The organism is Streptomyces sp. NPDC051963 (genome assembly GCF_044593495.1).
In the GTDB taxonomy this organism is placed as follows: Bacteria; Actinomycetota; Actinomycetes; order Streptomycetales; family Streptomycetaceae; genus Streptomyces.
On sequence record NZ_JBIUCC010000005.1, the window covers coordinates 536,854 to 558,753 of the forward strand.

Sequence of the window (21,900 nt, forward strand, 5' to 3'; positions counted from 1 at the left end):
GCAGGGGCCCGTCGGGTGTGACCAGGCGGGCCTTGCCTTTTCGTCGGACCATCGAAGAGGATGCCCGGCGGGGACCGGGGCCCCCGTGTCGGCATCGGCAGGGGCGGACCGCTACCCGGAGTACACAACAGGAGACAGCGATGTCCCACGAGGCTCACGAAACCCAGGAGCCCGAGACCCCGCATCTCGACTTCGCAGGTACGACGCCGTACGAGGACTACGTCAAGGCGGACGTGCTCACCCACCTCCAGCACACCCTTTCCGAGGATCCCGGAGAGATGGTCTTCCTGGTCACGACCCAGGTGATGGAGCTGTGGTTCACCGTCATCGTCCACGAATGGGAGACCGCCGCGCTCGCCCTGCGCGAGGACCGGGTGCCGGTCGCGGTCGACGCGCTGAAGCGTTCGGTACGGGAGCTTCAGGCGCTGAACGCCTCCTGGAAGCCCCTCGGACAGCTCACCCCGGCGCAGTTCAACTCCTATCGCTCCGCGCTCGGCGAGGGCTCCGGCTTCCAGTCGGCCATGTACCGCCGCATGGAGTTCCTGCTCGGCGAGAAGTCCGCGTCCATGCTGGTCCCGCACCGCGGCGCGCCCCGTGTCCACGCCGAGCTGGAGAAGGCACTGCACGAGCCGAGCCTGTACGACGAGGTCCTGCGGTTCCTCGCGCGGCGCGGGCACGCGATCCCGCCGTCCGTCCTCCAGCGTGACGTAGCGCTGCGGTACGAGCCGTCGCCCGAGGTGGAGGCGGTCTGGACGGCCGTCTACTCGGGCGATGCGGACAGTGAAGTCGCCCGGCTGGGCGAGGCGTTGACCGATGTCGCCGAGCTGGTGTGGCGCTGGCGCAACGATCATCTGGTCGCCACCCGCCGGGCCATGGGCGCCAAGGCCGGCACGGGCGGCTCCGCCGGGGTCGCCTGGCTGGAGAAGCGCGCGCAGAAGAACGTCTTTCCCGAGCTGTGGACGGCGAGGTCCCATGTCTGAGCAGGCGATGCGGGCAGCGAAGCTGGACGCGGCCGATGAACTCGCCGGGGTGCGTTCGCGGTTCGTGCTCGACGACGTCGTGTACCTGGACGGCAATTCGCTGGGCGCGCTGCCCGCGCACGTCCCCGGCCGGGTCGAGGACGTCGTCCGCCGGCAGTGGGGCGAGTTGCGGATCCGCTCCTGGGACGAGAGCGGCTGGTGGACCGCGCCCGAGCGGATCGGCGATCTGATCGCTCCGCTGGTCGGGGCGGCGGCGGGGCAGATCGTCGTCGGGGACTCGACAAGTGTCAATGTTTTCAAGGCACTTGTGGCAGCCGTCAGGATGGCCGGCTCCGGTCGGGACGAGATCGTCGTCGACGCCACGACGTTCCCCACCGACGGCTATATCGCCGAGTCCGCCGCCCGGATGACGGGCTGCACGCTGCGGCCGGTGGCGCCGGGGGAGGTGCCGGGGACGCTGTCCGACCGTACGGCGGCGGTGCTGCTGAACCACGTCGACTACCGGACGGGCCGGCTGCACGACCTGCCGTCCTTGACGTCCGCGGTCCACGCGGCCGGCGCCGTGTCGGTCTGGGACCTGTGCCACAGCGCGGGCGCCCTGCCGGTGGGACTCGACGAGCACGGGGTCGACCTGGCCGTCGGCTGCACGTACAAGTACCTGAACGGCGGCCCGGGTTCACCGGCGTACCTCTACGTGCGCCGTGAACTCCAGGACCGGTTCGACTCCCCGCTGCCCGGCTGGAACTCGCACGTCGAGCCCTTCGGCATGCGGCCGGCGTACGAACCGGCGGCGGGCGCGCTGCGGGGCCGGGTCGGCACGCCCGACATCCTCTCGATGCTGGCGCTGGAGGCGGCGCTGGAGGTCTGGGACGGTGTCCCGATCGCGTCGGTCCGCGCCAAGTCCCTCGCGCTGACGGACTTCTTCCTGGAGTGCGTGACGGCATACGTCCCCCCGGGCAGGGTCGAGTCCCTGACGCCGGGCGCGCACCAGGAGCGGGGCAGCCAGGTGGCGCTGCGCTGCGAGGACGCCGGCGACGTCATGAAGCGGCTCATCGAGCGGGGCGTCGTCGGCGACTTCCGGGCTCCGGATGTGCTGCGGTTCGGGTTCACGCCGCTGTACGTCGGGTTCGCGGATGTGGAGCGGGCGGCGCGGGTGCTGGGGGAGACGCTCACAGGGGCCGGGTGACGCACCGGGGCGGCGGGTTCAGGGGCCCGCGGGCGACGGCACGCACGGTACGCGTCTCGGTGCGTACCGTGCCGTGACCGGCGGACAAAACGCCCTCATGGGGACACCCGGGCTCCGGTCTACCGGTGCCACGTCTCTGCAGAACCGTTCCCCCTCACCGAGCGTGACATCCGCGTGTCCGCGCACGTCACCGGCCTGATACCGTCCCCGCCAACGGCCGAATTCTCTCCTGGTCCGCCAAATCCGTTTCCTTGCTGAGAGGTTGGAGCATGCCGGACGACGCCGCAGCCCGAGCCGCCGCCGAAGAGGAGTCGGCCTTCTCGCACCCGCCCGTCGACCCCGACGCCACCGCGGCCTACGGCGACCACCCCGACCAGGTGATCGACTTCTACGCCCCGCGCACCCCCGAACCGGCGTCCTCGGCGCCCCCGGCCCCCCTCTCCCCGCTGGTCGTCGTCCTGCACGGCGGCGCCTGGCGAGCCCCGTACGACCGCCGCCACATGACGCCGTTCGCGGACTACCTGGCCCGGCGCGGCTTCGCGGTGGCCAACGTCGAGTACCGGCGCGGAGGGCAGGCGAGCGGAGGGCAGTCGAGCGGAGGGCAGTCGAGCGGGGCGCAGGAGAGTGGGGCGGCCAACCCGGTCGCCGGTCGCTGGCCGGACACCTTCGACGACGTGGCGGCCGCCCTCGACGCGCTCCCCGCGCTCGTACGCGAGATCCTCCCGCACGCCGACCCGCGCCGCATGGTGGTCACGGGCCACTCCGCGGGCGGTCACCTGGCCCTGTGGGCGGCCGCCCGCCACCTCCTGCCGGACGACGCGCCCTGGCGAACGGCACGCCCCGTCCCCCTGCGCGGAGTGGTCGCCCTCGCCCCGATCGCCGACTTCGCGATCGCCGAGAAGCTCGATGTCTGCGGTGGTGCGGTACGTCAACTCCTGGGCGGCGACGACAGGTTCCCGGAGCGGCAGCCGTACGCCGACCCGGCGCTCCTGCTGCCCACCGGCATCGCCACCACCCTCGTCCAGGGCCGTACGGACCTCGACGTCCCGCAGGCGGTGGCCGAGTCCTACGCGGACGCGGCGGCGAAGGCGGGCGAGGTGGTGGGCCTGACGCTCCTGGAGGACGTCGGCCACTTTCCCCTGATCGACCCGGCGGCGGACGCGTGCGCGGTGGTGGCGGAGGAGATCGCCCAACTGGCCTGGTGACAGGGGCTGTTCGCGGTCGTGACTGCCGGCCCCCTTCATACCCGTAATACCTGAGAGCTACGGCGCAGGTGAGCTCCCTGGCGTGACGCGGACGACGTCCGTTGATCCGTAACTTCCTTTCCGGACAGGCCCGATGGCCGGGCGGAGCTGGAAGGGGAGACGACCATGGGGCTGGACGCGAGGGCGACGACGGAGGGTCGCCGGGGTACGGCGGGGGAATCGGCGGACGGCCCTGAGCGGGTCCGGCGAGGTTCGTTGCGGTTCAGCGGCGCCCCGTTCATCCGCGCCCCGAAGGAGCGCGGGGCTGTATCCATATGCGGCTCCGCCGCGGGGCGCGACCAGCCACAACGGACCCGCAGCCGATCGACGGCAGATCACGCCCCTTCCCGTCTCACCCCCAGATGGCTTCGCACCATCCTGGCCACCCTCATCGCCGGCGCCGTCGTGTTCCCCCTCTCCGCCGCCGCACAACCCGAGATCCCCGCGCCGCCGCCCGCGGCCCTCGCCCCGGTGACGGCGGCCACGCTGGACGAGGCGTACGCGGCCAACCGGGCGAACGCCGCGGAGGCGTCCCGGATGGCCGCCGCACACGGGGACACCCGTCGCGCCGCGGCGGACGACTCCTTCGCCGCCCCCTCCCGCCAACTCCTCACCTTCGACGGCCGTGGCGAGGGCGAGGCGGTCGAGGTCTTCGGCGACCTGGCCACCGCCGACCACATTGCGGTCCTCGTCCCGGGCTCGGACACCTCCCTCGACACCTACGACCGCTTCCGCGCGACGGCCCTCGCGCTACGGGACCAACTCGCGCGGGCGTCCCCGAAGGGCACCGGCACCGCGGTCGTCGCCTGGCTCGGCTACGAAACGCCGGGCACGATCAGCGCGACGGTCACGACGACCGGCCGAGCCGAGCAAGCGGCCCCGGAGCTGCGGGAGTTCATACGGGAGATGCGCAGTGTCGTCGGCCGCGAGGCACAGGTCTCCCTGCTCTGCCACTCGTACGGCTCCGTGGTCTGCGCCCGGGCCGCCGCCGGTCTGGACGTCGACGACATCGTCCTCGTAGGCAGTCCGGGCACGGGCGCCGACACCGCCGCCGACCTGCGCACGCGCGCCCGCGTCTGGGCGGCACGCGGCGCGGACGACTGGGTGGCGAACGTTCCGCACGTCAGCACCGACCTGTTCGGCACCACCGTCGGGTTCGGCACCGACCCGATCTCCCCGGCCTTCGGCGCCCGTGTCTTCGCGGCGGGCCACGGCGGCCACAGCGACTACTTCGCCCCGGGCTCGGCCTCCCTGGCCAACCTGGCCCGGATCGTCCTCGCCGAGACCTCGGAGGTGACCCATGCGTGAGCTGCGGCTGCGCGACACAGAGGAGCGCAAACGGAAGGACCTACGGCACGGCATGGGCAAGGACATACGGCACGACATCCGGCACGACATAGGGAAGCGCATACGAGAGGGCGCCGCCCGCGTCGACGCCGCGACCCCCGCTGACCGGGACCGTGCGGTCGACGCCCTGCGCGCCTTCGCGATCCTCGGCATAGTGCTCGGCCACTGGCTGGTGACGGCCCTGGTCGCGGACGGCGGCACGCTGCACACCGCAAGCCCGCTCCAGCACATGCCCTGGCTGGCCCCGATCTCCTGGGCCTTCCAGACGCTCGCCGTGTTCTTCCTGGTGGGCGGCCATGTGGCCACCCGCGGTTACGCCTCGGCACGCGCCCGCGGCACGACCTACGGACAGTGGCTGTCGGCCCGGCTGTCCCGGCTGTTCAAACCGGTGGCGGCCGTCCTCACCCTGTGGACGGTGGCCGCGGTCGCCCTGCTGCTGACGGGCGCGGAGTTCGAGACGGTCCGCACCCTGGTCAAGCTCGCCCTGTCACCCCTGTGGTTCCTGGTGGTCTTCGCGGCGCTGACGGCGGTCACACCCCTGCTGATGCGGCTCCACCCGCTCTGGCCGCTGGCCGTCGTCCTCCATGTGGACCTGGTGCGCTTCGGCCTGGGCGGCCCGTCCTGGCTCGGCTGGGTGAACGTGGCGGCGGGCTGGCTCGTCCCCTTCACCCTGGGCGCCGCCTGGACCCGAGGCGAACTGGACCGTCGCCGCGCCGGCTGGATCCTCCTCACCGGCGGTGCGGCGGCGACCGCGGTGCTCATCGCATGGGCGGGCTATCCGGCGTCGATGGTGGGCGTGCCGGGAGCCGGTGTCTCGAACCTCAACCCGCCGACCCTGGCCGCCGTCACCTTCGGCCTGGCCCAGTGCGGCCTGGCGCTGCTGCTGCGCGACCGGCTGCGCCGCACGATGCGCCGGCCGCTCGCCTGGGCGGCCGTGGCGCTGGTCAACCTCTCGGCGATGACGATCTTCCTCTGGCATCAGACGGCCCTGATGGCGACCACCGCCACGGCCCTGACGGCCGGCCACCTCCCCGGCCTGCACACCCGCCCGGACGACCTGACCTGGGTGGCGTACCGCTGCGCCTGGCTTCCCCTCTTCGCCCTGGCCCTGACGGTCTGCTGGGCGGCCTTCCGGACCTACGAACAGTCCTCCGGCCGCCGCAAGTCCCGCCCCTCCCGGGTGATCCGATCCCACGCCAACCCCCGGACCCCCCAAGCGAAGGCCTCCCACCGTGCCTAGGGTTGACCCGTGAACGGCGCGGAGAACGGCCCCCCGGCGAAGGAGCCGAAGCACTCACCCGTACCCACCCCGCTCCGCCGTCTCGGCAAAGCCCTGGGCGCATCCCCCTCCCGAATCTCCCCCCACCTGTCCAGGTACCGCTGGTTGCGCTGGTTGACGGATCTCCTCGTCTTCTCCATCGCTCTGGGCATCTTTCTGGCCGGGAGCGGCACGATCCGCACCCAGTACGACCTGTCCACGGGACAGGGTTGGCTGGCCGGCCTCGCGCAAGGGGCGGCAGTCGTCCTGGCCCTGTGGCGCCCGACCCCCGCCTGGGCCCTGTCGCTCGCCGCCACCGCCATCACCGCCCTGACCGCCCGCCCGGCCCTGGAAGGGGCCGCGCCCTCGGCCCCCGACTGGCCGTGGAGCCCACCCGCGCTCATTGCCCACGCCGTCGTACTCCTCCTGCTCGCGCTGCGGGTGCGCACCCGCGGAGCGGTCGCGGCGCTGGCAGTGACCGGTCTGGTGACATTCGTCCTTCAGGTGGGCGTCGACGCCCAGAACTACTCGGGCACGGGCGTGGTGGCGATGGCCGTCTTCGCCGTGGCCGTCCTCGTGGGCATCGCACTGCGCGGCCGCAGTGAGGCCCGCAGCCGGCTCGTCGAACAAGAGACGATCACCGCCGAGGAGCGGGCCCGTCGCACCGTGCTGGAGGAGCGCAGCCGTATCGCCCGTGAACTGCACGACGTCGTCGCCCACCACATGTCGGTGATCTCCATCCAGGCCCAGGTCGCCCCGCACCTGGTCGAGAACGCGTCGGACGAACTGAAGGAGAACCTCGCGGGCATCCGGCAGAACGCCCTGGACGCCCTCACCGAACTGCGCCGGGTCCTGGGCGTCCTGCGCTCCGAGAACCCCGACGACCCCTACGGCCTGGCCGAACCGGGCACCGGCTCCGCCCCGCAGGCCCCGCAGCCCACGCTCGACCGTCTCGACGCGCTGATCGAGAACACCCGGGCCGCGGGGCTGACGGTCGTCACCGACATCAAGGGCCAGGCGCCCCCGTATCCGCCGGGCGTGGAGCTGTCGGCGTACCGGATCATCCAGGAGGCGCTCAGCAACGCCCTGCGGCACGCGCCGGGTTCCAGTGTGCGGGTCGAGATCACCCACTTCCCCCGCGGTCTGTACCTCGGTGTGATCAACTCCCGTCCGGAGCACCCCGTCCCGCCCTCGCCGGGCACCGGCCACGGACTGCTCGGCATGCGGGAGCGCGCCGCGATGCTCGGCGGCCACCTCACCGCCACCCCGACCCTTCAGGGCGGCTTCTCGGTCTCGGCCTTCCTCCCGCGAGACGGCATCGCGGACCCCGACGACACAGGGCCCGTCGAGCCGGCCGACACCATCACGCCCGTGTTCGGCCCCGACGTCTTCGAGACGGACGTAATCCGACCCATGACCGGAGAAGAGAATCCATGACGAGCGGCACCATCCGCGTACTGATCGCCGACGACCAGCAGATGGTCCGGCAGGGCTTCACCGTGCTGCTCAACACCCAGCCCGACATTGAGGTGGTCGGCCAGGCGGTCGACGGCCTGGACGCGGTCTCCAAGGTCGCCGAACTCGCCCCGGACGTCGTGCTGATGGACATCCGCATGCCCGAACTGAGCGGCATCGAGGCCACCCGCCGCATCATCGCCGTGACCCCGCACATCAAGGTGCTCGTGCTCACCACCTTCGACCTCGACGAGTACGTGTACGAGGCGCTGCGCGCCGGCGCGTCCGGGTTCCTGCTGAAGGACGCCTCCGCGGACAAGCTCGCCGAGGCGGTCCGGGTGGTGGCCGACGGTGACGCGCTGCTCGCGCCGGGCATCACCCGGCGGCTGATCGCCGAGTTCTCCCGCCTCGGCGACAAGCCGCGCGCCCCGCTCAAGTCACGCGTCGGCGATCTGACCGAGCGCGAGACGGAGGTGCTGGCGCTGATCGCGCAGGGCCTGTCGAACGCGGAGATCGCCGAGCGCCTGGTCGTCGCCGAGCAGACCGTGAAGACCCACGTGGGCCGCATCCTGGTGAAGCTGGGGCTGCGGGACCGGACACAGGCGGCGGTGTTCGCCTATGAGTCGGGGCTGGTCAGACCCTCGGGGTACTGAAGGCCGGTCCCTGAGCCGCTCCAGGGGCTACCCGTAGTACCTGAGACGGATCCCGGAGAACCCTTCTCGCTGGTGACGACCGATACCCCCGTTGACCTCTACCGTCTTGTATGTGACCGAGACGACCCAGACGCCGACGCCGCCGGGCGGCGAGTTCGATGCGTATCAGCCGCGCAGCCCGGAGTTCCGACTGGCCGTGGACGCCCTGCGCGGGCTGCGGCAGGACCTGTTCCATGAGGCGTTCGCCTACCGGCCGCTGCCCCGCAGGGGTGTGGACGGCCCGATCGTCCGGCGACTGCCCGGCCGTATGCGGGAGTCCGCGGCGTGGCTGCCGCACGCCCTGATCACCGGGGCAGGGCTGCTGGCCCTGCTCGTCGGCTCATCCGACGCCAACCTGCTTGTCGGCCTGTGCGTGCTGGCTCCGGTCCTGCTGACCATGGTCCGGCCGATCGGTGCGTTCTGGCTGTCCCTGGCGGTGACCCCGGTCGCCGCCGTGCTCGGCAGCAGCGGGGACGGCTGGCCGTGGCAGCCCGCCACCTACATCTGCCATGTGGTGGTGCTGTACGTGGTCGCGGTGCGCACCCGGCCTCGCACGGCCGCCTGGATGTGGGCGCTGACCGCACTGTACGGACTGATGGCGGAGAGCATCGGCGGCGGGGGATACGGATACAACGGCTCGGACCTCGTACCGATGCTGTTCTTCACCGCCCTGCTCCTGCTGGGCGTCACCGTCTGGCACATCCGCCGCGAGGCCCGGCAGGAGGTGACCGCCCAGCAGACGGTCACGGCACACGAGCGCTCCAAGCGCACGCTGCTGGAGGAGCGCACGACGATCGCCCGAGAGCTGCACGACGTGGTCGCCCACCACATGTCGGTCGTCGCCATCCAGGCGGAGGCCGCCCCCTACCGGGTGGAGAACCCGCCGCCGGAGCTGGAGCGAGCCTTCGCCACCATCCGGGAGAACGCGGTGGCGGCCCTCACCGAACTCCGCCGAGTCCTGGGCGTCGTCCGGGCCGAGGACTACGAAGCCCCGGACGCCCCGCAGCCCACCCTCGCCGACCTCGACGCCCTGCTGGCGAACGTGCGGGACACCGGCCTGAGCGTGGAGAAGACGGTCACCGGGGCGGTGCGTGAACTCCCGCAGGGCGTGGAGCTGTCGGCGTACCGAATAGTCCAGGAGGCCCTGAGCAACACCCTCAGACACGCACCCGGCGCAAGCGCCGGCGTGGAGATCGGCTACGTCCTGGGCGGCCTGGGCCTGCGCATCGTCAACGGTCCGCCACCCGTCCCCGCCCTGGTCAAGCCCTCACCCGGCGCCGGACACGGCATCACGGGCATGCGGGAGCGCGTCTCGATGCTGAACGGCGAGATGACGGCGGCCCGTACCGACGACGGCGGCTACGAGGTGGCGGTGTTCCTGCCGGTCTCCGCGGTGATCGAAGGTGAGGCATGACGATCCGCGTCCTGGTCGCGGACGACCAGATGATGGTCCGCGAGGGCTTCTCGGTCCTGCTGAACGCGATGCCGGACATCGAGGTCGTCGGCGAGGCCGTCAACGGCCGGGAGGCCGTGGACCGGGTCCGTGAACTCGCCCCGGACGTCGTGCTGATGGACATCCGCATGCCCGAGCTGAACGGCATCGAGGCGACCAGGGAGATCGTCGCGGCGGACGGTGCGGCGAAGGTGCTGGTGCTGACGACGTTCGACCTCGACGAGTACGTGTACCAGGCGCTGCGCGCGGGAGCCTCGGGCTTCCTGCTGAAGGACGCCTCGGCCCGCCAACTCGCCGACGGAGTACGGGTGGTGGCATCCGGCGAGGCCCTCCTCGCCCCCTCCGTCACCAAGCGCCTGATCACCGAGTTCTCGAAACTCTCCGAGGCCCCCCGCCTCATGCCCTCCGCCCAGGCGGCCTACGGCGACCTGACCGAACGCGAGACGGAGGTCCTGGTCCTGATCGCCCAGGGCCTGTCGAACGCGGAGATCGCGGAGCGCCTGGTCGTCGCCGAGTCGACGATCAAGACCCACGTCAGCCGCATCCTGGTGAAACTGGGACTGAGGGACCGGACGCAGGCGGCGGTGTTCGCGTATGAGGCGCGGCTGGTGACGCCGGGGTGAGGCGGGCGGACGGCTTGGCTGGGCCGTGCCCGGGAGGCGGACGTACCGTGAGGGCATGGAACAGCGAGTCACTCTGATCACGCTCGGCGTTTCCGATCTCGCGCGGGCCAAGGCCTTCTACGAGGCTCTGGGCTGGCGGGGGCAGGAGGTCGCGGAGACCGTGTTCTTCCAGGCGGGTGGGCTGGGGCTGGTGCTGTGGGGGCGGGAGAAGCTCGCGCGGGACTGCGGGCTGGAGCCCGGGGCCGGGGCGGCGGGCGGTTTCGGCGGGATCGCGCTTGCGCACAACGTGCGGTCCGAGGCGGAGGTCGATGACCTCCTCGCCGCCGCTGAGGCCGCCGGCGGTACCGTCACCAAGCCCGCCGCGGTGAACGAGATCGGCTTCTACTCCAGCGCGTTCACCGACCCGGACGGCCACGCCTGGGAGGTCGCGCACAACCCGGGGTTCCCGCTCGCCGAGGACGGCACGGTCACGCTCCCCGATTTCGGCCCTGGTCAGTGAGGGGTCTGCCGGGCTAGCGTCCGTTCATGGCAGCCTTCGATCCCTGGGACCCGGCGTTCCTCGCCGACCCCTACCCCGCCTACGGCGAGCTCCGAGCCAAGGGCCGGGTGCACTACTACGAGCCCACGAACCAGTGGCTCGTCCCGCATCACGCCGATGTCTCGGCGCTGCTCAGGGACCGCCGGCTGGGGCGGACCTACCAGCACCGCTTCACGCACGAGGACTTCGGACGGACGGCGCCCCCGGCCGAACACGAGCCGTTCCACACGCTCAACGACCACGGGATGCTCGACCTGGAGCCGCCGGACCACACCCGTATCCGGCGCCTGGTGTCGAAGGCGTTCACGCCGCGCACGGTGGAGCAGCTCAAGCCGTATGTGGCCAGGCTGGCCGGGGAACTGGTCGACGGGCTGGTGGAGCGGGGCGGCGGCGATCTGCTCGCCGATGTCGCGGAACCGCTCCCCGTCGCCGTCATCGCCGAGATGCTGGGCATCCCGGAGTCCGACCGGGCCCCTCTCCGCCCCTGGTCGGCGGACATCTGCGGGATGTACGAACTGAATCCGTCGCAGGAGACGGCGACGAAGGCGGTGCGGGCCTCGGTCGAGTTCTCCGACTACCTCCACGAGCTGATCGCCGAGCGCCGCAAGGAGCCCGGCGACGACCTCATCTCCGGCCTGATCGAGGCGCACGACGAGGGCGACCGGCTCACGGAGCAGGAGATGATCTCCACCGCCGTCCTCCTCCTGAACGCCGGCCACGAGGCCACGGTCAACGCGACCGTGAACGGCTGGTGGGCCCTCTTCCGCAACCCCGACCAGCTGGCCGCCCTCCGCGCGGACCACTCCCTCGTCCCCTCCGCCGTCGAAGAGCTGATGCGCTACGACACCCCGCTCCAACTCTTCGAACGCTGGGTCCTGGACGAGATCGAGATCGACGGGACCACCATCCCCCGGGGTGCCGAGATCGCCATGCTCTTCGGCTCCGCCAACCACGACCCCGAGGTGTTCCGGAACCCCGAGCGCCTCGACCTCGCCCGCAAGGACAACCCGCACATCTCCTTCAGCGCCGGCATCCACTACTGCATCGGGGCTCCGCTGGCCCGTATCGAGCTGGCCGCCTCCATGACGGCCCTCCTCGACCGCGCCCCGACGCTGCGGCTTGCGGCGGAGCCGGAGCGGAAGCCGAACTTTGTGATCCGGGGTCTGGAGGGGGTGAGCGTGACAGTGTCCTGAGAACTCATTCGGATGATCAGGAAGGCCTCTCGGCCCGTGATCCACAGGAGCCTCGCCACACTGGCCACAACCTGAGAGGGGGTGCACCATGACGGTTATGGCAGAGCGCGCGTTGCAGACGTCCCAGATGTCCGTGGAGGAGTTCGAGAGGATCGCCGCCTTCGCTGCCAAGGAGACCGAAGACGCCGTCAGGTTCGAGTTCATCAACGGGCGGATCGGGGTCAAGAAAGTGGCGGACGGGGACCACGACACCATCGTGATGTGGCTGGCGCGCCGGTGTATGCGTGCGAGGCCCGACCTCGATCTGTATCAAAGCCGGGGCCTGCATGTGGAGAAGTACCGCGAGGGCCGGGCCCGGCCTGATGCGACTCTTGTGCCAGAGGCGCACTTTGCCGGGCACGGCGAGTGGGCCGATCCGAGCGGAGTGCTTCTGGTTCTTGAGGTCACGTCGTACGACTCCGACACAAACCAGCGCGACCGGCAGGAGAAGCCGGTCGCATACGGTGCCGCGGGTATCCCCTTCTATCTGTTGATCGACCGTGACGCCTGCACAGTCAAGCTGTACAGCGATCCGGACCCCGAAGTCGGCTACCGCGAGCTTCGCAATGTGCCCTTCGGCGACAGACTTCTGCTCCCCGAGCCCCTCGGAATCGAACTCGACACCGAGAAGCTCAAGGAGTACGTCGACTGAGCCGCCACAGTCACGTCGTCATGTCACGTCGCCGCAGTCCCGCCAGTCCCGCGACGGCCAGCACCATCGCCATGGCGACGAGCACCAGCACCGGCCCCCACTCCATCCCCCCGCCCGGCAGCTTCGGCAGATGGCCGAACGGAGACAGGTCCAGCAGGATCTGCGGGGCGTCGAGGGCCGGGCCCACCCAGCCGATCAGCAGGACCGCCCCGGCCACTCCCCAGGCAGCCATCGCGGCCTGCGGCAGGACGCCGTAGAGCAGGACGGCGAGAGAGCCGATGACCCAGATCGCCGGGAGTTGCACCAGACAGGCCCCGAGGAGCGGGCCGATCTCCTTGCCGTAGCCGATCGCGAAGCCCAGCCAGGCGAGCAGCATGATCAGTGCGGAGCCGGCGAAGGCGATCACGAGGTGGCCGGCGGCCCAGCGGAGTCGGCCGACCGCGTTCGCCAGGATCGGTTCGGCCCGCTGTGAGGTCTCCTCGCCGTGCAGCCGCAGCACCGACGCCACGACGTACAGCGAGGCGATCAGGCCCAGCATCCCGACCATCGAGGCCAGGAACGCGTCGGTGATGCCGGACTGGCCGCCCATGCGCTCGAAGATCTCCCGGGCGTTCTCGTTGTCGCCGACCAGGTCGGCCACCCCGTCGGTGAGTCCGCCGTAGACGATGCCGGCGAGGAAGAAGCCGATGCTCCAGCCGAGCACGCCGCCGCGTTGCAGCCGCCAGGCCAGTGCGCCCGCCGTGCCGAGGCGGCCCTCGGCCGGTCCCGGACGGGCGGGCAGGAAGCTCATGCCCACGTCCCGGCGTCCGGCCAACTCGTAGGCGACGAAAGCCTGTACCGCCACCGCCGCCACGAACAGCAGCAGCACCCACCAGCGTTCCTCGGCGAAGGGCCGCAGGTTCTCCAGCCAGCCGAGCGGGGACACCCATGTCAGTGCCGACGAACCGTCGTCCGAAGCCGAGTCGCCCGCCGCGCGCAGCACGAACGCGGCGCCCAGCAGCCCCGCCGTGAGCCCCCGCGCCAGCCGGGCGCTCTCCGTGAACTGGGCGACGATCGCCGCCATCGTGGCGAAGACCATGCCGACCCCGGCCAGGCCCAGCCCGAAGGCCAGCGCCCCGGAGACGCCCTGCCCCGCGAGTCCGACCGTGACCAGGAGGGCCAGTGCGGCGTTGGCGACCACCGCGGTCAGCAGCGCAGCCGTCAGGGAGGCCCGGCGGCCCACCATCCCGGACGCCACCAGCTCCTGACGGCCGCTCTCCTCCTCGTCCCGGGTGTGCCGTACGACGAGCAGCAGGCTGACGACGGCCGCCAGCGCACCGGCGTACACACCGACTCGCCAGGCCGTGATCGCGCCGATCGAGTCGTCGAAGAGCGGGCCGATCAGCGCGCGGAACGAGGCGTTGCCCGCGGTGTCCTCGATCAGCTTGGCGCGGTCGGCCGGGGTGGAGTACAGGCCCTCCACCGTGCCCGGCATGGAGAGGATCATGAGTGCGTTCACGGCCACCCAGACCGGGATCATCAGCCGGTCACGGCGCAGGGAGAACCTCAACAGGGTCCCGGTGCCCGCCAGTTGACGCGAGCCCCCGGGTCGTACCTCGAACGTCGCGGCGGTCATCGGGCCACCGCCTCGTCCTGGTAGTGGCGCAGGAACAGCTCCTCCAGCGTCGGTGGCGTCGAGGTCAGCGACCGTACGCCCGACTCGCTGAGCGCCCGCAGTACGGCGTCGAGTTTGTCGGTGTCGACCTGGAGCCGGACGCGCCGGTCCTGGACGTCGAGGTCGTGCACGCCCGGCAGTTGGGCCAACCCGTTGGGCGCACCCACGAGTTCGGCGGTGACGCTGGTGCGGGTCAGATGGCGCAGGTCGGCGAGGGAGCCGGTCTCGACCGTGCGGCCCTTGCGGATGATGCTCACCCGGTCGCAGAGTTCCTCGACCTCGCTGAGGATGTGCGAGGACAGCAGGATGGTGCGGCCCTTGTCCCGCTCCTCCTCCACACACCGCTGGAAGACCTCCTCCATCAGCGGGTCCAGGCCGGACGTCGGCTCGTCCAGGATCAGCAGGTCGACGTCCGAGGCGAAGGCGGCGACCAGGGCGACCTTCTGCCGGTTGCCCTTCGAGTACGTCCGTCCCTTCTTCGTCGGATCCAGTTCGAACCGCTCGATCAGGTCGGCCCGCCGCTGCTTGTCGAGGCCGCCGCGGAGCTTGCCGTACAGGTCGATGACCTCACCGCCGGAGAGATTGCGCCAGAGGGTCACATCGCCGGGGACGTACGCGATCCGGCGGTGCACCTCCACCGCGTCCGTCCACGGATCACGGCCGAGCACCTGCGCGGCACCGGCGTCGGCGTGCAGCAGGCCGAGCAGGACGCGGATGGTGGTGGACTTTCCGGCGCCGTTCGGGCCGAGGAAGCCGTGGACCTCACCGGCCGCGACGTCCAGGTCGAGACCGTCGAGCGCATGCGTCTTGCCGAACGACTTGTGGAGTCCGGAGACGGTGATTGCCTTCGTCATGGTTCAGAACGTACGCTTCTTTCAGAAATTTGTGAAGTTAAGGAAGCCTATAAACCCCCGGATAGGATGTGGGTATGACGGAATCAGTGGAGGTCGGCCGGGACGCGGAAGCGGTGTCGAAGTTCGTGGAGTCCTTCGCGGCACATCTCGTCGAGGCGGGAATGCCGCGAATGCCCGCCCGGGTCTTCACCGCGCTCCTCTCCTCGGACGAGGGCGCGCTGACCTCCGCACAGCTGGGCGAACGGTTGCAGATCAGCCCTGCGGCGGTCTCCGGGGCCGTGCGCTACCTGGCACAGACGCACATGGTGTCGCGCGAACGGGAACCAGGCTCGCGCCGCGAGCGCTACCGGGTGCAGGGCGACCAGTGGTACGAGGCCCTGACCAGCCGTGAGGCCGTCCTCAAGAGGTGGGAGGCGGCCCTGCGGGAAGGCGTCACCAGCCTCGGCGCCGAGACACCGGCCGGACAGCGCATGGCCGAGACGCTCGCCTTCTTCGAGTTCCTCGACGGCGAGATCTCGGCCATGATGGAGCGCTGGCGGGTGCACCGCCAACAGGTGTTCGGCGACTAGGGGTTACCGCTCCTTGGTCTCCTCCAGCACCGTCCGCCCGAGCAGTCGGTAGCGCTCCGGCGAGAGCTTCTTGAGATATTGCGCGTACCCGATGCCTCCCACCGCGATCAGCGCGACCAGCCACGGCGTCGCCTTCAGCACCAGCGACCCGGACTCGGGCCCGGCCGCCACGCCCATGTTGGAGACGAGCAGCACCACCACGGCGAGCATCGCGAGGCCGCCGACGAGCGGGGCGGTGAACGTCCGGAACCAGTGGCGGCTCTCGGGGTGGTGCGAGCGGAAGTACGCCAGCACCGCGAAGGAGCACACGGCCTGGACGACCAGGATCGCCATGGTGCCGAGGATGGCGAGCAGGACGTACGTGCCGGTGTAGGGGTCCTTGCCCGCGATCCAGAAGGCGGCGAGCAGCACCCCGCTGACCACGGTCTGGACGACGCCCGCGATGTGCGGGGAGCCGTGCCGGGCGTGGGTGCGGCCGATGGTGTTCTTCAGCGACGGCAGGACGCCCTCGCGGCCGAGCGCGTACATGTAGCGGGCGGCGCAGTTGTGGAAGGCCATGCCGCAGGCCAGGGACCCGGTGATCATCAGCCACTGCATGACGACGACCGCCCAGTGGCCGACGTACTGCTCGGTGGGGTTGAAGAAGAGGGCCAGCGGGTTGTCGGTGGCGACCTTGACGGCGTTCGCCTCGCCGTTGCCCGTGATGGCCATCCAGGAGACGAAGACGTAGAAGACGCCGACGCCCAGGACGGAGATCATCGTCGCCTTGGGGATGATCTTCTTGGGGTTGCGGGACTCCTCGCCGTACATCGCCGTCGACTCGAAGCCGACCCACGACCAGAAGGCGAAGAAGAGGCCGAGTCCGGCGCTGGTCCCCTGGAAGGCGTTGACCGGGTTGACCGGGCCGAACGTGAAGCCGTCCGGGCCGCCGCCGTGCAGGGCGACCGAGATCGCCATGGCCGCGAGGATCGTCACCTCGGTGGCCAGGAGGACGACGAGCAGCTTCTCCGCGAGCGAGACGCCGAACCAGGTGCCGGTCGCGTTGATGGCGAGCATCAGGACCGCGAACGCCCACCAAGGGATGTCCGCTCCCGTCTGGTCCTTGAGTGTGTCCGTCGCGAAGGTCGAGAAGATGCCGATCAGCGCCGGTTCGAAGACGACGTACGCGAACGTGGCGAGCAGGCCCGACGCCAGACCGACGGAGCGTCCGAGGCCGTACGAGATGAAGCCGTAGAACGCGCCCGTGGACGTGATGTGCTTCGCCATCGACGTGAAGCCGACGGAAAAGATTGCCAGTACGACCATTGCGACGAGGTAGCTCGCCGGGGCGCCGATGCCGTTGCCCGACGACACGATGAAGGGCACGTTGCCCGTCATCGCGGTGATCGGCGCGGCGGTCGCGACGGCCATGAAGACCACGCCGAGCAGGCCGATGGCGTTGGGCTTCAACCGGTGAACGGTGCCTTCGTCGCCTGTCTTCGCCGCTGGGGCGACTCCCTCGTCCACTGCCATCGGGCTGGCCCCTCTCCTGCTGGTCGGCTGGTGTGCTGGACCGGAACTCTGCGCCTCGAATGAGTCGGGCAAGGATGTCGGGATGTTAAATGCTTGTCAACCAGACCTTTAGAAATCTCGCGGCAACACCCGGCTCGTACGGTCACCGCCATGAGCGCCTACACCTCCACCCTCGGCGGCGAGCGCCACCGCTTCGGCTCCCTCGCCCGCCTCCTCGCCGCCGCGAGCCCCGAACGCTCCGGCGACCGGCTCGCCGGGCTGGCCGCCCGCAGTGCCCGGGAGCGGGTGGCGGCGCGCTGGGCGCTGGCGGAGGTGCCGCTCGCGGAGTTTCTCGTCGAGCCCGTGATTCCGTACGAGACCGACGACGTGACCCGGCTGATCATGGACGGCCACGATGCCGCCGCCTTCGCGCCGGTGGCCGGCCTGACGGTCGGCGAGTTCCGGGAGTGGCTGCTGTCGGAGGCGGCGGACGCGGGGACGCTGGCCGCGCTGGCGCCCGGGCTGACGCCGGAGATGGCCGCGGCCGTGTCCAAGCTCATGGGGAACGCCGACCTGGTCGCGGTGGCGCGGAAGGTGCGGGTGGTGACGGCGTTCCGGTCGACGATCGGACTGCCGGGACGCCTGGCGACCCGCCTCCAGCCCAACCACCCCACCGACGATCCGGCCGGTGTCGCCGCCGCCCTCCTCGACGGCCTGCTGCTCGGCTCCGGCGACGCGGTGATCGGCATCAACCCGGCGACGGACAGCCCCAAGGCGGTACGGGACCTGCTGGAACTCCTGGACGGAGTGATCGGCCGCCACGCCATCCCCACCCAGTCGTGCGTGCTGTGCCACGTCACCACCAGCGTGGACCTGATGGAGCGCGGCGCCCCGGTCGACCTGGTCTTCCAGTCCATCGCGGGGACACAGGCGGCGAACGCGTCCTTCGGCGTGACACTCGGCCTGCTGGACGAGGCGTACGAGGCGGCGCGGGCACTGAACCGGGGCACGGTCGGCCGGAACGTCATGTACTTCGAGACGGGCCAGGGCAGCGCCCTCTCCGCCGGCGCGCACCACGGCGTGGACCAGCAGACGGTCGAGGCGAGGGCCTACGCGGTCGCCCGCCGCTACGCCCCGCTCCTGGTGAACACGGTCGTCGGCTTCATCGGCCCCGAGTACCTGTACGACGGCCGCCAGATCCTCCGCGCCGCCCTGGAGGACCACTTCTGCGGCAAGCTGCTCGGCCTGCCCATGGGCCTGGACATCTGCTACACGAACCACGCGGACGCGGACGACGACGATGTGGCGACCATGCTCACCATGCTCGGCGTGGCCGGGGCGTCCTTCGTGATCTGCACGCCCGGCGGCGACGACATCATGCTCAACTACCAATCGGCCTCGTACCACGACGCGTTGTACCTGCGCGAGGTGCTGGGACTGCGCCCGGCACCGGAGTTCGAGGCGTGGCTGGAGTCGATCGGGCTGCTGGACGAACGGGGCGCGATCCGGGACGTGTCCGGTACGGGACACCCGCTGACGGCCATCGGAAGGGAGCTGGCGGCATGACGGACAGCCAAGTCCAGTCGGTCACGGGCGACTTGGCCCTGTGGTCGGCGCTACGACGCCACACCCAGGCCCGGATCGGCCTCGGCCGGTCGGGCTCCGGACTGCCGACCCGCCACCGTCTGGAACTCCAGTCCGCGCACGCGGCGGCCCGGGACGCGGTGCACTCGCCGTTCGACCCGGAGGCGGTGGCGGCACAGTTGCCGGGCATGCCGACGGTATGGGTGCGCAGCGCGGCCCCCGACCGGCTCACGTACCTCCAGCGCCCGGACCTGGGCCGCCGGCTGGACGCGACGGACCGGGCGCACCTTCCGGTGGGTGAGTGGGACGTGGTGTTCGTGATCGCGGACGGGCTGTCCAGCCGGGCGGTGCACGAGCACGCGGCGGCGGTGGTGCGGGAGACGGTGGTGCGCGTGCCCACGTTCCGGATCGCGCCGGTCGTCCTCGCCGAACAGGCTCGGGTGGCCCTGGGTGACGACATCGCGGCGGCGGTGGGAGCGGCCATGGTGATCGTGCTGATCGGTGAGCGGCCGGGGATGTCGGCGGCGGACTCGCTGGGGGCGTATCTGACGTACCAGCCGAGGCCCGGTGCGACGACCGACGCCGATCGCAACTGCCTGTCCAACATCCGGCCACCGCTGGGGCTGTCGTACGAGGGCGCGGCGGGGAAGCTGGCGGGGCTGATGGGGAGGGCGCGGGAGCTGGGGGCCACGGGGGTGGGGCTCAAGGACGAGTCGGACGTGCTGCCGGCGTAGCCGGGGCTCACCCCGGCAGCGTGAGCCCCCACGCCCCCTCGCGCACCGTCCACGTCCGAGTCCGTACCGGCCCGCTCACCACCGCATCCGCCCGGTACCGGAAGTCGGCCCCCGAGACGGTCACCGTCCGTCCCACCGCCCGCAGCGGGGACGCCTCCGCGCCCACCGAGGCCGGTCGTACCTCCACCTCCGCGGTGCCCGCGCTGCACGGCATGACGGACACGGCCTCCACCGGCTGGTCCAGGTCCACCAGCGTCACGCCGTCGACCTCGACGCGCAGCCGTGAGGGTCCGGGCACGGGGCCCGACGACACGACCCGTCCCGGCCGGGCCGCCAGCGTCCGTACGAGCGACTGGCACGTCCGCAGCCATGGATGCCCGGAGGACGAGATGGCGGACGCACCCGCCGGAGGCTCACGCAAGGGGAGAGGTGGGATGCGCAGGGTGCCGAGGACCAGACCGTCGCTGTCGTCGACGAGCAGATCCAGCCGCCGCTCCACCCCGTCCAGTACGGCCCGCGCGGCCGCCACCGCCCCCGTGGGCACCCCCAGGGACCGGGCCAGCGACAGCACACCGCCCACCGGCACCACCGACAGGGCACACGCGGCGAGGTCCCGCTGGCGGTGCAGCAGGGACACGGCCCGCAGCAGGGCACGGTCGTCGCCGACCACGACCGGGCGCCGCGACCCCCGCCTGGCCAGCGCCCGGGCGAATTCCTCCGGACCGTCCGGGAGGCAGACCTTCGTCGTGGCACCCGCGCTGAGCACGTCTTTCGCGATCCGTACGGACTCTCCGTCCGTCCGACGGGCGACCGGGTCGACCACCACCAGCAGCTGTTCGGACGTCGGAGAAGTCGCCACCTCGGTCATGCCTCGCTTCCTCGGGTAGCATCTTTGTGCAAGAGCCCCTTGCGCTATTGCGCCAGGGGCTTCGTCTATTCCGGGGCATCCGGTCCGACGGGTTGCGGCCAACGAAGGTCGCCGGTGCACGAGGCACAGCAGTGTCGCGTACGCCCCTGACCTTGGACATGCCCCGCCCGGAAGGGGTGTACGCGCGTGCCCGCACTTGTGCTGCTCGGTGCTCAGTGGGGTGACGAAGGCAAGGGAAAGGCGACGGACCTGCTAGGCGGCTCCGTCGACTATGTGGTGCGCTACCAAGGCGGCAACAACGCCGGCCACACGGTAGTCGTGGGCGATCAGAAGTACGCCCTGCACCTCCTCCCTTCCGGAATCCTGTCCCCGGGGTGCACCCCGGTCATCGGCAACGGTGTCGTCGTCGACCCGTCGGTCCTGTTCTCCGAGCTGAACGGGCTGAACGAGCGCGGCGTCGACACGTCGAAGCTCCTGATCAGCGGAAACGCTCACATCATCACGCCGTACAACGTGACGGTGGACAAGGTGACGGAACGCTTCCTCGGGAAGCGGAAGATCGGGACGACCGGCCGCGGCATCGGGCCGACCTACGCGGACAAGATCAACCGCGTCGGCATCCGCGTCCAGGACCTCTACGACGAGTCGATCCTCACCCAGAAGGTCGAGGCGGCCCTCGACGTCAAGAACCAGATGCTCACCAAGCTCTACAACCGGCGTGCCATCGCCGTCGACCAGGTGGTCGAGGAGCTGCTGACCTACGCCGACCGGCTCGAACCGTATGTCGCCGACACGGTCCTGGTCCTCAACCAGGCCCTGGAGGACGACAAGGTCGTCCTCTTCGAGGGCGGCCAGGGCACGCTGCTGGACATCGACCACGGCACGTATCCGTTCGTGACGTCGTCGAACCCGACGGCGGGCGGCGCCTGCACGGGCGCCGGCGTGGGCCCGACGAAGATCAGCCGCGTCATCGGCATCCTGAAGGCGTACACCACGCGTGTGGGCGCGGGTCCGTTCCCGACCGAGCTCTTCGACGAGGACGGCGAGGCCCTGCGTCGCATCGGCGGCGAGCGCGGTGTCACCACCGGCCGGGACCGCCGCTGTGGCTGGTTCGACGCGGTGATCGCCCGGTACGCGACGCGGGTCAACGGCCTGACGGACTTCTTCCTCACCAAGCTCGACGTCCTCACCGGCTGGGAGCAGATCCCGGTCTGCGTCGCCTACGAGATCGACGGCCGGCGCGTCGAGGAACTCCCGTACTCCCAGTCCGACTTCCACCACGCGAAGCCCATCTACGAAACCCTGCCGGGCTGGTCGGAGGACATCTCGAAGGCCAAGACCTTCGCCGACCTGCCGAAGAACGCGCAGGACTACGTCAAGGCCCTGGAGGAGATGTCCGGCGCCCCGATCTCCGCGATCGGCGTGGGCCCGGGCCGGGACGAGACGATCGAGATCAACTCGTTCCTCTAGTACGGCTGTCAGTCCC

General features: G+C 70.9%; 20 protein-coding genes. 16 read left to right on the forward strand and 4 right to left on the reverse strand.

Annotated features, from left to right (window positions below; genetic code table 11):
- Positions 1 to 140 precede the first annotated feature (140 nt).
- The 12 genes from ACIHFB_RS23190 to ACIHFB_RS23245 all read left to right on the forward strand — a co-directional run bounded on the left by ACIHFB_RS23190 (position 141) and on the right by ACIHFB_RS23245 (position 12,660).
- Positions 141 to 980: a tryptophan 2,3-dioxygenase family protein gene (locus ACIHFB_RS23190; protein ID WP_365272590.1), complete on the forward strand. Its 840-nt coding sequence runs from the start codon at positions 141 to 143 to the stop codon at positions 978 to 980.
- Entirely contained in the window at positions 973 to 2,166 is a 1,194-nt protein-coding gene (gene kynU, locus ACIHFB_RS23195; protein ID WP_400127771.1) for a kynureninase, read from the forward strand. The genes ACIHFB_RS23190 and kynU overlap by 8 nt, the downstream gene beginning before the upstream one ends.
- A 269-nt stretch (positions 2,167 to 2,435) precedes the next feature.
- The gene (locus ACIHFB_RS23200; RefSeq protein WP_400127772.1) at positions 2,436 to 3,371 is read left to right on the forward strand and encodes an alpha/beta hydrolase; all 936 of its coding nucleotides are present in this window, start codon (positions 2,436 to 2,438) and stop codon (positions 3,369 to 3,371) included.
- Positions 3,372 to 3,536: 165 nt separating this feature from the next.
- The gene (locus tag ACIHFB_RS23205; RefSeq protein ID WP_400127773.1) at positions 3,537 to 4,718 is read left to right on the forward strand and encodes an alpha/beta hydrolase; all 1,182 of its coding nucleotides are present in this window, start codon (positions 3,537 to 3,539) and stop codon (positions 4,716 to 4,718) included.
- 52 nt (positions 4,719 to 4,770) lie between these two features.
- Positions 4,771 to 5,997, forward strand: coding sequence for an acyltransferase (locus ACIHFB_RS23210; protein ID WP_365273415.1), 1,227 nt, complete (start codon positions 4,771 to 4,773; stop codon positions 5,995 to 5,997).
- 93 nt (positions 5,998 to 6,090) lie between these two features.
- A complete protein-coding gene (locus ACIHFB_RS23215) occupies positions 6,091 to 7,452 on the forward strand; it encodes a sensor histidine kinase (RefSeq protein WP_400127877.1) in 1,362 nt (453 codons plus the stop codon).
- Positions 7,449 to 8,123 carry a response regulator transcription factor gene (locus ACIHFB_RS23220; RefSeq protein ID WP_365272598.1) on the forward strand — a complete coding sequence of 225 codons (675 nt, stop codon included), beginning with the start codon at positions 7,449 to 7,451 and terminating at the stop codon, positions 8,121 to 8,123. The genes ACIHFB_RS23215 and ACIHFB_RS23220 overlap by 4 nt, the downstream gene beginning before the upstream one ends.
- Before the next feature lie 112 nt (positions 8,124 to 8,235).
- Entirely contained in the window at positions 8,236 to 9,576 is a 1,341-nt protein-coding gene (locus ACIHFB_RS23225; RefSeq protein WP_365272600.1) for a histidine kinase, read from the forward strand.
- Positions 9,573 to 10,238 carry a response regulator transcription factor gene (locus tag ACIHFB_RS23230; protein ID WP_210585113.1) on the forward strand — a complete coding sequence of 222 codons (666 nt, stop codon included), beginning with the start codon at positions 9,573 to 9,575 and terminating at the stop codon, positions 10,236 to 10,238. Before ACIHFB_RS23225 ends, ACIHFB_RS23230 begins: the two co-directional genes overlap by 4 nt.
- 55 nt (positions 10,239 to 10,293) lie before the next feature.
- Positions 10,294 to 10,737, forward strand: a complete 444-nt coding sequence (locus ACIHFB_RS23235) for a VOC family protein (protein WP_400127774.1) — start codon at positions 10,294 to 10,296, stop codon at positions 10,735 to 10,737.
- A 26-nt stretch (positions 10,738 to 10,763) separates the two neighbouring features.
- Complete coding sequence (locus ACIHFB_RS23240; protein WP_400127776.1) at positions 10,764 to 11,969, forward strand: cytochrome P450; 1,206 nt, start codon at positions 10,764 to 10,766, stop codon at positions 11,967 to 11,969.
- Positions 11,970 to 12,057: 88 nt separating this feature from the next.
- A complete protein-coding gene (locus ACIHFB_RS23245; protein WP_400127777.1) occupies positions 12,058 to 12,660 on the forward strand; it encodes a Uma2 family endonuclease in 603 nt (200 codons plus the stop codon).
- A gap of 10 nt (positions 12,661 to 12,670) precedes the next feature.
- On the opposite strand, the gene ACIHFB_RS23250 is transcribed toward ACIHFB_RS23245, so the two are convergent.
- Together ACIHFB_RS23250 and ACIHFB_RS23255 are read right to left on the reverse strand one after the other, a co-directional pair.
- Entirely contained in the window at positions 12,671 to 14,275 is a 1,605-nt protein-coding gene (locus ACIHFB_RS23250; protein WP_400127778.1) for an ABC transporter permease, read from the reverse strand.
- Positions 14,272 to 15,168 carry an ATP-binding cassette domain-containing protein gene (locus ACIHFB_RS23255; protein WP_400127779.1) on the reverse strand — a complete coding sequence of 299 codons (897 nt, stop codon included), beginning with the start codon at positions 15,166 to 15,168 and terminating at the stop codon, positions 14,272 to 14,274. The genes ACIHFB_RS23250 and ACIHFB_RS23255 overlap by 4 nt, the downstream gene beginning before the upstream one ends.
- A gap of 74 nt (positions 15,169 to 15,242) precedes the next feature.
- On the opposite strand from ACIHFB_RS23255, the gene ACIHFB_RS23260 reads away from it, so the two are divergent.
- Entirely contained in the window at positions 15,243 to 15,737 is a 495-nt protein-coding gene (locus ACIHFB_RS23260) for a MarR family transcriptional regulator (RefSeq protein ID WP_365272618.1), read from the forward strand.
- Between the two features lie 3 nt (positions 15,738 to 15,740).
- Here the strand turns inward: ACIHFB_RS23260 and ACIHFB_RS23265 are convergent, their stop codons facing one another.
- Positions 15,741 to 17,249: an APC family permease gene (locus ACIHFB_RS23265; protein WP_400127780.1), complete on the reverse strand. Its 1,509-nt coding sequence runs from the start codon at positions 17,247 to 17,249 to the stop codon at positions 15,741 to 15,743.
- Between the two features lie 150 nt (positions 17,250 to 17,399).
- Between ACIHFB_RS23265 and ACIHFB_RS23270 the strand changes: the two genes are divergently transcribed.
- Complete coding sequence (locus ACIHFB_RS23270) at positions 17,400 to 18,794, forward strand: ethanolamine ammonia-lyase subunit EutB (protein WP_400127781.1); 1,395 nt, start codon at positions 17,400 to 17,402, stop codon at positions 18,792 to 18,794.
- On the forward strand, positions 18,791 to 19,546 hold the full coding sequence (gene eutC / locus ACIHFB_RS23275) for an ethanolamine ammonia-lyase subunit EutC (protein ID WP_400127782.1): 756 nt from the start codon (positions 18,791 to 18,793) through the stop codon (positions 19,544 to 19,546). The genes ACIHFB_RS23270 and eutC overlap by 4 nt, the downstream gene beginning before the upstream one ends.
- A 7-nt stretch (positions 19,547 to 19,553) precedes the next feature.
- On the opposite strand, the gene ACIHFB_RS23280 is transcribed toward eutC, so the two are convergent.
- Positions 19,554 to 20,414: a diacylglycerol kinase family protein gene (locus ACIHFB_RS23280; RefSeq protein ID WP_400127783.1), complete on the reverse strand. Its 861-nt coding sequence runs from the start codon at positions 20,412 to 20,414 to the stop codon at positions 19,554 to 19,556.
- 186 nt (positions 20,415 to 20,600) lie between these two features.
- On the opposite strand from ACIHFB_RS23280, the gene ACIHFB_RS23285 reads away from it, so the two are divergent.
- Positions 20,601 to 21,884, forward strand: coding sequence for an adenylosuccinate synthase (locus tag ACIHFB_RS23285; protein ID WP_365272632.1), 1,284 nt, complete (start codon positions 20,601 to 20,603; stop codon positions 21,882 to 21,884).
- Positions 21,885 to 21,900 lie beyond the last annotated feature (16 nt).